The organism is Oceanimonas baumannii, assembly GCF_002245495.1.
GTDB lineage: Bacteria > Pseudomonadota > Gammaproteobacteria > Enterobacterales > Aeromonadaceae > Oceanimonas > Oceanimonas baumannii.
In genome coordinates this window covers 1-11353 of record NZ_NQJF01000026.1, presented here as the reverse complement: position 1 = coordinate 11353, position 11353 = coordinate 1, and the positions used below count along the sequence as shown (strand labels likewise).

Genomic DNA, 11353 nt, shown 5'->3' with positions numbered 1-11353 from the left:
AGCCCCTTGAAGAGCACCCTAACGATGAGCACAACCAGCTGTGGCTGATGACCGAGCTCAGCTACCACGGCAAACAACCCCAGGTGCTGGGCGAGCTGACCGACAGCCAGAGTGAGTTTCACTGTGAGTTTACCGCGCTGCCCGAAGCCAGTGTGTATCGGCCCCCGTGCCCGCCCAAGCCGCAGGTGCCGGGCCAGCAAAGCGCCATTGTCACCGGCCCGGAAGGGGAAGAGATTTACTGTGATGAATACGGCCGGGTAAAAGTGCAGTTTTACTGGGACCGCGAAGGCCGGGGCGATGAAAACACCAGCACCTGGCTCAGAGTCAGCCAGGGCTGGGCCGGCAACGGCTATGGCCAGTTCATGCTGCCCAGAGTGGGCATGGAAGTACTGGTGAGCTTTATCGACGGTGACCCGGACCGGCCGATTATTACCGGCTGTTTGTATAACGGGGCCAACCGGGTGCCCTATGCGCTGCCCGAGCACAAAACCCGCTCCACCTTTAAGACCGCCTCCAGCCCCGGCAGTGATAACGCCAATGAACTGCGCTTTGAGGACAAGGCCGGCCAGGAGCAGATTTACCTGCACGCGGCCAAGGACTACGACCAGCTGATTGACCACAACAAAAAGACCGAGGTGCTCAACGACCGGCACACCGACACCCACGGCACTCACTATGGCCGCACCCGGGGCGACCACCACCACACGGTGAACGGCACTCACCACAGCCGCACCGACGGTGACCGCCACGAGCAGGTGGGCGGCAGCCGCCACACCGAGCTGGGCAGCCAGGAGCTGCTGAAAGCCGGCCGGGAAATACACCTGGCGGCGGGGCAGAAAATGGTGATAGATGCCGGCACCGAGCTGACCCTGAACGCCGGCGGCAGCATGGTCAAACTGGATCCGTCCGGCATTACCCTGCTGGGCCCGGCCATTAACATGAACACCGGCGGCAGCCCGGGCCAGGGCAGCGGTGCCGCAGCCGTGCTGGCAGAGATGCCGCTGAATGTAGAGGAAGTGGCGGCGGGCAAGGTGCCTGAAGCCAAAATTCCTGTGGCTAACAAACGCCCTGCCCCTTTGGTAAACATGCGGCCCGATCCAATCAGACAAAAGCAGGCGTTATTACAAGGCCGTTCACTATGCCCGATCTGTGATCTGGCTAAGGAGCAGCTGTGATAGAGATATCTGCGTTTGCCGGAGATCAAAAACCCGGCTTTGAACAAGACAGCCACTTACATACTGCGCTGTTATTGGATGGAGCGACCAGGCAAAACCTGTTAACGCTCATTTATGAACAACAAAGCGCGCCTGAATTTGAGTTGTTGTATCTGAATAGCGAGCTTGATGAGCTTTGCGACATATCTCCCTGTTTAGTGGCAGTAAGTACCGATGATGACCTGTTCGCTCGTTTCTGCGAGCAGGGAATAAGCGGCGAGTGGGGCTATATGCTTTGTTTTTCAGCCCCATGGCATGAGGTGACGACGCATTTGCGCCGTTTGATGAAAGTGATACACCCATCCGGAGAAGAGGTATATCTGAAGCTGGCTGCTCCGTCGGTTATGGCGGCCATGTTACAGAATGAACTGCGTCGCCCGGCGCTGATGGGGCCCATCAGTGAGATCATCACTATAGACAGCTATGCCGGTGAGCTAAGCCGCTTTGTGAATGAAGCCCCGTTCTTTAATGACGATGACACCCTGCTTCGCCTCACGGAAGAAGACATGGCGCTGCTGTCTGAAGCGGACTTCAGAAGAGTCTGCATCGGCTTGATGATACATATGCAGCGTTATTTCCCCGAGTGGTGCAACCGGCCTGAGGATGGGCAAACATCTTGCTGGAAGCGGGTGCTTTCAATCGCTGAGCTGGCTTACGAGCAAGGGTTTCAGTCTGAGCGGGATATCACCATGTTTGCCAATATTCTTGGTTATTTGAACACAGACAGCATTGATCAAGCTGAATATTCCAATATTCATCAGCTTTTGTATGCAGACTCCGGGACTGTTGCATCCCAGCGGCTTTCTATTGCAGCTCAATATGCTCAGCAAGCCTCCAGCCAGCTCCAGAGAGAGAATCATGTCCAATAATAACGATGAACGGGATAACCCAATTTCGGCAGCGAATGCCAAAAGCGCAGAAGATGCACGCTCCAGTACCGGCACCTGCCCCTTGATGAAAGCCAAACTGCAACTTTTGCCGTTGCGATATGGCGTGGTGGAAGAGCTGGACCCTTCCGAGGAAATTACCATGCCTTTTTCTCTGCAATCCCGGCCACTGGGGCTGCGCAGAGTCAGAGATGGCTATCTTTACATCATAGATGCAACAAAAAATATTCTGCACGAATACCAACTGACCAATGGCAATATCGAAAAGCTGCTGTGGCAAGACAAGGAAGTCGGCCAGAATTCACGGACCAGCACGGTGGGTGAGCCGCATTTAATTTTCCCTCGCTGCAGCCTGCTGTACGTCGCTTATTCCGAAATTCAATGGACGGCAAGAAAGTGCTCCCAGGTGCTGGAAAGCAGTAAAGAGCGCGACTACTTCATGCAAAAGGTTAACTTGGCCGCAGCCAATGCCGCCACCGGCGGGAAGCACCTTATAACATTGGCGCAGGCAGAAAAATGGCTGGCCGAAGTGGCAGAGAATGCACAGCCGGCTACGCCGGAAGGAGCTAACCCTGAAGAGAGTCAGCCTTATATTTGGGAGCAACCGGATAAAGGGCAGCCAGTACCGACCTCCACACCTTATAAGCAAATTGGTTTTGGAACATTGACCAAAGCCGTTTTGAAAGACTATCAAAACGACTGTTTCTGCCTGGTGCTTCAGGATGACATCGGTGTTATGCGAGACCTGGCCCAATTTCAGGATAAAGTCGTTGGCTGGATTTCTGACTGGGCCGAAGGAGGAGAGCAGCCTGGTAATAACGAGCGTGACTATATGCTCGGCTGTTATATAGAGTCACTGACTCAGATAACAGCCGATGAACTGACTCACCTTGATGATGAACAAGTACAAGCAATGCTTGATGATCTTGGCAAGCTGCCTGAACAGGCTCAAAGTGATACACGAAAAGTCATTATTGATTACCTTAATAATGGCAGCGGCATTAGCGAAAGAGATCCCACCCTTCCCAGAGTGGTGAGGAAAAAGATTGATGCCATTAATCGTAAGCTGGCCGGTGTACGCTCAGCAGATGGTGTAAGGAAAATTAAAACTGAAGTACAGGAAGCGATAGATCATTATTATCTCTCTCAAAAGTTGTCTGCTGCCAATGCCAGTAGTGATTTTGTCAGTGAACATATTGATACTGTTATACGACTGAAAAAAGAGCATAACCGTAAAGTTAAAGATATATTGAATGGTGCAAGCCTTGGCCAGCGGGGTATTGACGACCTGATTGACCGGCCTGCCATGGATCAGTTTCTTGCCACACAGCGCCGGCACGTGGAGCGGTGGAATGTATTACTTGATAAAGTTACGGCTGATCGAGAGAACATGCTTACGGAATCGCGTTTTCACCGTGCTGCCTGGTATTATGATTTGCAGCAGACAGAGCAGCTTGGTCTGGCGTTTGCTACTCAATATGCCTGTTTAAAAGATATTTGCCGAAGCGATGAGGCTATCGAAAATATATTAAACTGGCTGGAAAAAAATCCCGAATATGATCGTCCACTTTTTCATACCCTGCCTCTGAATGTTCAGCAAGAGCTTAAAGCACAATATGCACAATTTAATGCTGCAGGCTATACATTAGCGAGTAACTTCGGGCAGTTAATGCAAAAGTTGAAAAGTATTGAAGAAGGCAAGCTGCCGGCGATAGATGAGTTGCCGGAAACCACACAAGCCCTGGCTAAAAGCGCGCAGAGCACACTTGACCCGGCATTAAGCCATGGCATCAGCCGCCTGATGGATGATTTTTTCAAGAGTATTGACCAGCCAAAAATGCCGGATCTTGATCAGTTATTCCGAACACTGCCCAAAGCCTTACCTGCCCGCTTATTGCAAGCGGGCATGGAAGAAGGCTTTAGCTTCTCGGTGGCCAGCGAAGCCGAAATACGGCTGTTGCAGCAAGATATTCAAGCAATTACCAAGACACGAGCCTCGCTTGCTGACGCGGTGAAACAGCGCGCCATAAGCAACAGCCAATCAGGGCATAAATCTGAAAAGTCTCGTGAATTACTTGCCCGGATTAAACAGCTTAAAACTGAGCTTGATATGCTGGAGCCCAGACTGGCCGCCAGCCTCAGCCCCATTGGCGCATTACCGGAAGACAGCATACGTGTATCCGGCGCGGCAATGGGCAAGGCGGGTATTACGCTGATATTGCCACCGGAAGCCAAACAGGAAATTGGTGGTATGTTGCAGAATGCCCGCAATGGTTATGCCAATGTCGGGAAAGTCAGCAAACTGGGGGATGGCCTTGGACTGGCGGTGGCTGTTGCGCAAGCGATTAACTTACTGGTAATTGGTAAAAAAGTTTGGAATCAACCGACAGGAAAAAAAGAGTATACCCTATTAGTGGGGCCTATTTTTTCTTCTGCCACTGCAGGCTTTTCTGTTGCTCAGGGAGTTATTGATAATGCCTTTAAGGCCAGAACAGCATTACTCAGTAACAGCTTGCAGCAGCATGCGCTTAGTGCCGCTCATGTGCAGATGGGCCGATTGCACTATGTACTCGGTAGTTTTAATTATGCTTCTGGATTTATAGCATCGGTCATAAGTAGTATTAATCACTTTGGCAATTGGGCAGATGCAGCGCGCCGGGGTAACGCCGGGGCTCAGCAGGGAGCTTTAGTCGCCATGGCAGGCTCTGTTGGTATGATGGGTAATACCGCTTATGCTTCTTGGCACACAATGTCTGCGGGTAGAGCAGCAAGGAGTGCTTTAACCAAACAAGCTGCAACTGCCGCATGGGCGGCAGCCGGTCCGCGTTTATCCGCGGTTTTCTTTCGTTTTAATATCGCGGGCGCTCTTTTTACTCTATTGGAACTCGCCGGAACTGCTTGGTACAACCACCATAACACCACGCCTCATGATGACTGGCTGTTAAGTACTCCCTGGAGCAAGGATGATGAAAAACGGCAGAATCATTCGCTGCCAGAGTACCAGCAAAAATTATTTAGTATAATCAGTAAACCTAAAATTAATGTTACTCACTTGAGTCACGATAGTTGGTGGAAAGATATATTACTTCCCTCTGCAGGTATAGAGCTTGATCTTGAGCTGCCTGGTCTAAACCTTGCCGAATTGGAATCACCTATAGGGGGGCGTGCGTTAGCTCGCCTTAACCTTGGTGCCTATGTGATTCGTTCGGTTAACTATGGCAAAGGCAGCAAAGAAGTACAGTGGTCTCCTGTTTCTGAGCAAATTACTAATGGTGTTCAGTTGGTTTTATCTAATCCTCTTAAAATTCGGCTTCCGTTACCATTGTTAAAAGGTGCCGTCGGAGGAGTAACCAGGCATGAGTTATTAGTTGAACTGAAAATAGAAAAGCTGAATGAAAAAGGAGAATATAACTTCGAGCAATTCAGAATTCGCTTTGACTTAAATAATGAAGGAAAGCACAGCCCTTCTGCACAGCAGCCCAAAGGGACTAAGGCCATTCAGATCCCGTTAATTCCTGAACTTATCTCGGAACAGTTTAATGTCTAAACAACACAAAGATAAAGACCAGCTTCAGTATGGTCTTGACCAGCCTCACCAGGCCGGCGATAGCACCACCTTTGCCGGAGGTCAGGTAAGTTATCTGGCCCCCATGCCATTACCTACTGGTCAGCCCGCTCAGGACTATGCCCATGCCGTGGGGGAAGTTAATGATATCTATCTTAGTTTTGGTGCGGGTATGCCGACTGTTTTTGGGTGGCAATTGCCAGTGAGCACCTATATCGGTGGATGGGTGATGTTACTTCTAATATCTCCTTTAATTGCCGGAACCGTCATTATGATGGTGGGCGGGGGAGTGTCTGGTTTTGGTGAAGCAGCCCTGGCAGTATTTAAGGAAGGAGCAAGATTGGGTGTTCCCATTATGTCTCTGATGCTGATTATTATTGCTTCCTCCATTTACAGCCACCACCGTAAATATGAACGGGTGATCCCCACCCGCTTTAACCGCCAGCGTCGTGAAGTATGTTTCGTTCTTGAAGGTCAAAAAGAACCCTTGTTTGTGCCCTGGGAGTCACTGTCGGCCTGGGTGGTTGAAGCGCAGGGGGTCACCCAATACGGGGTTCAGCGCCAATATGCCATGGGGGTGGGTTTTCACCATGCCGACAGTGGCGAAAACTACACTCAGGAGTTTGTTTGTGGTGGCTTGCCTCTGGCCATTGCCAACTGGGAGGCCATTCGTGCCTACATGGATTACGAGGTGCACAGCCTGAAGGAAATACAGGACCCACTGGACTTGCAGGGCCCGGACGATCCGCCCCACGAAGGGCTGCATACCTTTTATAACGCCCGTGCCCGCATGCGCCGCCGCTACCGGGAAGGCGAGGTGGGCAAGTGGTATGTCGCGGGCTGGTATGCCTATCACCTTTTCACCCTGTGGACGCTGCCGTTTCACCTTACCGAATGGGAAACAGCCCGGGTCAAACGGATACAGAAGCATGATATACCCGACGAGATGAAAGCCTGGTCGCAACCGCTGCCAGCAGAACAATGGGCCCAACCCAGCGCAGAGCTGCAACGCCAGCGCGAGCGGCTGACCATATTGCGGGAGCTGTACCCTCAACATTCCGTGTTCAGCCTGTTTACCAAAGCCCGGGGCACCGATGAACTGATGGTGCCCAAGCGCAAAGGTAAAAAAGGCAAAAAAGCCAAAGCCGGCTGACGCCATTAACAACAGGCCTGCGCATTATCATGTGCAGGCCTCTGGCAGTATCAAAACCTGTTTATCACGCCATTGGAACCCGGCGTCACCCCAAGGGCGGTAGCGTGGTGAAAATGGCAAGATGCTATCGCCGTCGGCTGCAAAACAGGAGTTGTGATGAATCTTGATAATTGCATTGATGAAAAGCTGGCGGCGCTGGATCAGGCCTTGTCAACGAACAAGCGTATTAAAACGTTTTTTCCGGACAAGCAAGCCTGTGATGAACCAATCCCGTACCTGGATGTGGACACCCAGAATGAAGTTTATCTCCGAATGCAAACTGGCGAAGAAATCACTCGTGGAGTGTTAACCATGTGTGGTTGCATGGGCATTATTCCTGTATGTACATTTCTCACGTTATTCTCATCATTTACCTTCTTCGAAGCTGGCTTATTATTTTTTTTTGTGGTTCTCCCTTTATGCTGGGAGATGTTTTCTCCCATGCCTTACCCAGTAATATTTAATCGTCGCACCCAGGAAGTGTATGCCTGTTTTAAAGACGAGCTGTATCATATTCAGTGGGACAAAGCGCGAGCCATTGCTTATGAAGATTATATGGTGAACCAATATAGTGGTAAGACCGAGTTTGGCTATTTGGAAATACTACTGCAAGGCTATGATAATCCCGACAAGTGGATCTGGGCCAACCTTTCCATGCCGCTGGGCCGCACCATCGAAATGCAATCCTCCCTGTGGGAGTACCTGAGATCCTACATGAATAACGGCCCCTGGTTTGATGAGCATGGAAACCCTAGCGAGTCAGATAGCTATAACCGTCAGCAGCTTGAGGCTTATCACGAGACCACGCGTCAGCGGCTGAAAGCAAAACGCGCCAATATCAGACCGGATGATGCTACCTCCAGGCTGGCTTATTACGTCTACCTCATCTGGTCGCCCATGGAGTTTTTAAAAGAGTGGGTATATGCCATGGCTCTGAAGCGCTCAGTACGCACCTGGCCGAAGGAAGTACAGGAGCGTCTTAAGCCCAATGGCCCCACTACCAGTCTGACCGAACTGCAGCAGGCAAAGCGGGCGTGATGGGATCATGAGAACACCACCCAAAGCAGGCGATAAAAAAAGCATGTTGGGCCTGGCAAACGAGAATTTTCTGGCTCCCTTGCCGGTGCCTACCGGTAGAAAGCCCAATCACACCATGGGCATGGTGTGGCGTATTAATGATACCTATATGGATGTCAGTGACTGTACACCGGGCTCAGCAGTTGGAACGATGCATTGTACATTGGTGTTAACCATTTTAGTTATGTTGTGGATTGGTAATGAACTTGGTGCTGGCTTTTTTTTCGGTCATTGGCTGGGCTGGATGGGCATATTTGGATTTGTCATTGTGCCAATACTTGCCATTGTTTTTCTTGTTTTTGCCAAGCCGCGCGAGCCGGTGCGTTTTAATCGCCAGCGTCGTGAAGTCTGTGTGCCCAAGGAAAAGGGAGGCGACTACTGGTATGTTCCCTGGGAGACGGTCAAGGCTTCGGTGGAAGGCTTTAATATGGTCAGTCAGGCGGGGGTGAATAAAAACGGCAGCCTGATGATTGGTTTTCCCAACCCCGACTTTAACGGTGAAGTTAAACTCGACAGTGATGGGTTCAGTGCGAATGAAGACGCCGAACGTCACCTCTGGTTTCCAAATGTGGTACCGGAAGTAGGCACCAGTATGTGGGAGGTGATACGCACATATATGGAAGAAGGACCGGGGCACGTTAAAGTTGATACAGAGGATTTTACTGTTCAAAAGGAAGGTATTCTCGAGGCTTACATTAAGGGTGTTAAGAAATCGGTAGCCAAACGCGGCTGGTTCAAGGCATTTTTATGGGATGGCATTTTTGGCCTGATATTGTGTAATACCTTGCTGGTGGATTACATCTATCGTAAACACCTGAACCCGCCTCCAGATTTAAAGGGTGAGAAAGTACAACAATGGTCAAAATCCCTGCCCAAGGAGCAATGGGCCAGGCGCTCTCCCGAGCTGGAGCAGGCCATTCAAGCGCGAGAAGCCGAGCTGGCCAGACAGTCGGCGGCGTAAGGCATTGCCATGAGAACACCACCTAAAGCGGGCGACAAAAAAAGCATGTTGGGATTAGCTTCCGAACATTTTTTGGCTCCCTTGCCAGTACCTACCGGTAGAAAGCCCAACCACACCATGGGTATGGTCTGGCGTATTAATGATACTTATATGGATGTGAGTGACTGTACCCCAGGTAGTACCGTAGGAACGGTTCACTGTTTGCTGATTATAGCCATACTTTTTTATCGTGGATGGTCTATATCGACGGTGTAGAGTTCTGGTATAGCTGGTTCGGAATACTTTCAATACTATGTTTTATCCTTCCTAATATAGCAGTTATTGTTATATCAATTTATGTCAGACCTCGAGAGCCAATGCGTTTTAACCGCCAGCGTCGTGAAGTCTGTGTACCCAAAGAAAAGGGAGGCGACTACTGGTATGTTCCCTGGGAAACGGTCAAGGCCTCGGTGGAAGGCTTTAATATGGTCAGCCAGGCGGGAGTGAATAGAAACGGCAGCCTGATGATTGGTTTTCCCAACCCCGATTTTAACGGTGAAGTTAAACTGGGCGGCAATGGCTTTAGTACCAATGAAGACGCCGAACGTCACCTCTGGTTTCCAAATGTGGTACCGGAAGTCGGGGCCAGTATGTGGGAGGTGATACGCACCTATATGGAAGAAGGACCGGAGCACGTTAAGGTTGATACAGAGGATTTTACTGTTCAAAAGGAAGGTATTCTCGAGGCTTACATTAAGGGTGTTAAGAAATCGATAGCCAAACGCGGCTGGTTCAAGGCGTTTTTATGGGATGGCATTTTTGGCCTGATATTGTGTAATACCTTGCTGGTGGATTACATCTATCGTAAACACCTGAACCCGCCACCGGATTTAAAGGGTGAGAAAGTACAACAATGGTCAAAATCCCTGCCCAAGGAGCAATGGGCCAGGCGCTCTCCCGAGCTGGAGCAGGCCATTCAAGTGCGTGAAGCCGAGCTGGCCAGACAGTCGGCGGCATAAGGAAGTAATGAGCAACAATCATCAATCTCCACACTGTCTTGACCAGCCCCACCAGGCCGGCGATAGAACCACCTTTGCCGGAGGCCGGGTCAATTACCTGGCCCCCATGCCGTTGTCAACCGGTGAACCCGGCCAGGACTATGCTCATGCCGTGGGTGAAATAAACGACACCTATCTGACGTTTGGGGTTGGACTGCCTCAGGTGTTTAGTTGGCAACTTAATATTGGTGGGGGAATTGTCGGCGGTGTTTTGTTAACGATGTTTTCTACCCCGTTGGTTATCTCCTTTATGACTATGATGATGGGAGCCAGCATCGTGGAATTAAAGGATATATTTTGGCGTATATTTGAAGTTACGTTTGTTATCGGCTCGATTGTAACAATAACAGTTTGGTTATTAGCCATTTTAGTTTTGTACATTAACCGCAGAAAGTATAAGCATGTAATAGCCGCCCGTTTTAACCGCCAGCGCCGTGAAGCCTGTTTTGTACCCGAAGGAGAGACGGACCCTGTGTTTGTGCCCTGGGAGTCGCTGTCGGCCTGGGTGATTGAAGCGCAAGGGGTCACCCAATACGGCACCCAGCGCCAATATGCCATGGGGGTGGGTTTTCATCATGCCGACAGTGGCGAAGATTACTCACTGGAGTTTGAGTGTGGCGGTCTGCCCCTGGCCATTGCCAACTGGGAGGCCATTCGTGCCTACATGGACTACGAGGTGCACAGCCTGAAGGAAATACAGGACCCACTGGACTTGCAGGGTCCGGACGATCCACCCCACGAAGGGCTGCATACCTTTTATAACGCCCGTGCCCGCATGCGCCGCCGCTACCGGGAAGGCGAGGTGGGCAAGTGGTATGTCGCGGGCTGGTATGCCTATCACCTTTTCACCCTGTGGACGCTGCCGTTTCACCTTACCGAATGGGAAATAGCCCGGGTCAAGCGGATACAAACCCGGGAAATACCGCCGGCAATGGCCGCCTGGTCGCAACCGCTGCCGGCAGCGCAATGGGCCCAGCCCAGCGCTGAGCTGCGACGCCAGCGCGAACGGCTGACCATATTGCGGGAGCTGTACCCTCAACATTCCGTGTTCAGCCTGTTTACCAAAGCCCGGGGCACCGATGAACTGATGGTGCCCAAGCGTAAAGGTAAAAAAGGCAAAAAAGCCAAAGCCGGCTGACGCCATCAACAGCAGGCCTGCGCAATATCATGTGCAGACCTCCGGCAGCATTCAAAACCTGTTTATCACGCCATTGGAGCCCGGTGTCCAGGGCAAGATCATGAAAAACCCTTGCGTGGCAAGGCTTTCAGCGGGGTAAAAATGAAAACATTAGTAGCCACTTTTTACACCGGAACGCGCGTTTTCTGAAGAAAAATGTCGATTTTCGAGGATCGCTTTGACGATCAGATCTCACTGTGATCATATGCTGTCTTTTGAACAGCAGCTTATCACTATGAATGG

The 11353-nt window shown here is 50.8% G+C and carries 8 protein-coding genes; all 8 read left to right on the top strand.

Annotation, left to right across the window (positions count from 1 at the left end; all coding sequences use genetic code 11):
• Positions 1 to 1175: type VI secretion system Vgr family protein (locus B6S09_RS17925; RefSeq protein ID WP_141201998.1), on the top strand; the 1175-nt coding region annotated here is incomplete at its 5' end.
• Positions 1172 to 2083, top strand: coding sequence for a DUF4123 domain-containing protein (locus B6S09_RS17920; protein WP_094279847.1), 912 nt, complete (start codon positions 1172 to 1174; stop codon positions 2081 to 2083). The genes B6S09_RS17925 and B6S09_RS17920, both read left to right, overlap by 4 nt.
• Positions 2073 to 5648, top strand: a complete 3576-nt coding sequence (locus B6S09_RS17915) for a T6SS effector BTH_I2691 family protein (RefSeq protein ID WP_094279846.1) — start codon at positions 2073 to 2075, stop codon at positions 5646 to 5648. The genes B6S09_RS17920 and B6S09_RS17915 overlap by 11 nt, the downstream gene beginning before the upstream one ends.
• Entirely contained in the window at positions 5641 to 6819 is a 1179-nt protein-coding gene (locus B6S09_RS17910; RefSeq protein WP_094279845.1) for a hypothetical protein, read from the top strand. Before B6S09_RS17915 ends, B6S09_RS17910 begins: the two co-directional genes overlap by 8 nt.
• Before the next feature lie 156 nt (positions 6820 to 6975).
• Positions 6976 to 7896 carry a DUF6708 domain-containing protein gene (locus B6S09_RS17905; protein ID WP_094279844.1) on the top strand — a complete coding sequence of 307 codons (921 nt, stop codon included), beginning with the start codon at positions 6976 to 6978 and terminating at the stop codon, positions 7894 to 7896.
• 43 nt (positions 7897 to 7939) lie between these two features.
• Positions 7940 to 8896 carry a hypothetical protein gene (locus tag B6S09_RS17900; protein ID WP_244900113.1) on the top strand — a complete coding sequence of 319 codons (957 nt, stop codon included), beginning with the start codon at positions 7940 to 7942 and terminating at the stop codon, positions 8894 to 8896.
• Positions 8897 to 9252: 356 nt separating this feature from the next.
• The gene (locus B6S09_RS18705; RefSeq protein WP_244900112.1) at positions 9253 to 9894 is read left to right on the top strand and encodes a hypothetical protein; all 642 of its coding nucleotides are present in this window, start codon (positions 9253 to 9255) and stop codon (positions 9892 to 9894) included.
• A 7-nt stretch (positions 9895 to 9901) separates the two neighbouring features.
• Positions 9902 to 11071 carry a hypothetical protein gene (locus B6S09_RS17890; protein ID WP_244900111.1) on the top strand — a complete coding sequence of 390 codons (1170 nt, stop codon included), beginning with the start codon at positions 9902 to 9904 and terminating at the stop codon, positions 11069 to 11071.
• The last annotated feature ends 282 nt before the right edge of the window (positions 11072 to 11353 follow it).